This window comes from Psychrobacter sp. 1U2, from assembly GCF_051847575.1.
The window spans coordinates 1-543 of record NZ_JBPYDC010001687.1; the positions used below are offsets into that span (position 1 = coordinate 1).

At 40.5% G+C, this 543-nt stretch carries 1 protein-coding gene and 1 pseudogene; both read right to left on the bottom strand.

Annotated elements, in window-relative coordinates:
• On the bottom strand, window positions 1-104 hold a 104-nt coding region (locus ACS8FD_RS23885; RefSeq protein ID WP_459252187.1), incomplete at its 3' end, for an arsenate reductase/protein-tyrosine-phosphatase family protein.
• A 226-nt stretch (window positions 105-330) separates the two neighbouring features.
• A pseudogene (locus ACS8FD_RS23890) lies at window positions 331-543 on the bottom strand (RNA-binding protein); the annotation flags it as partial.

Genomic DNA, 543 nt, shown 5'->3' on the forward strand with positions numbered 1-543 from the left:
ATGGCAATCTGTTGACGAAAAATTTCCTCAGCAGTTGGTGAACGACAAATATTACCTAGGCAAACCAATAGAACAGAAGATGGAGCGGAAGCTTTTACCAGCATAACATGACCTTTTATGACAAAAATGCTCTATAAGACCCATATGAAATGTATGGCTTATTAGCATGTCAATAAATAAATAAGTGAGGGCTAATTTATAACAATAACCGGCGGTACTCTTGCAAATTTTAACGATTTTACTTGAAGACTATTATTATTTAGCGTGGCTTGATAAGCGTAACGATTAACGTCACAAATAACAAGCACACAGAGTCATCAACAAGCTTTGTTAATCTTGTTGATGTTTAAAGCGTTGTAAATCACGGCGCTGCTTTTTGTTGGGTTTATTATCAGGACGTGCAAGGTTGGCAAGTTTGCGCTGTTCAGCGTAGTAGGCACGGCGCTCTTCGCTCTCTTCAGTCTCTGAATACAACACTTGGGCAGCAGTTGCGTTGCCACGTTGCGCAGTTAATGCCTCGACGATGACGGTCTTTTCAGTCAT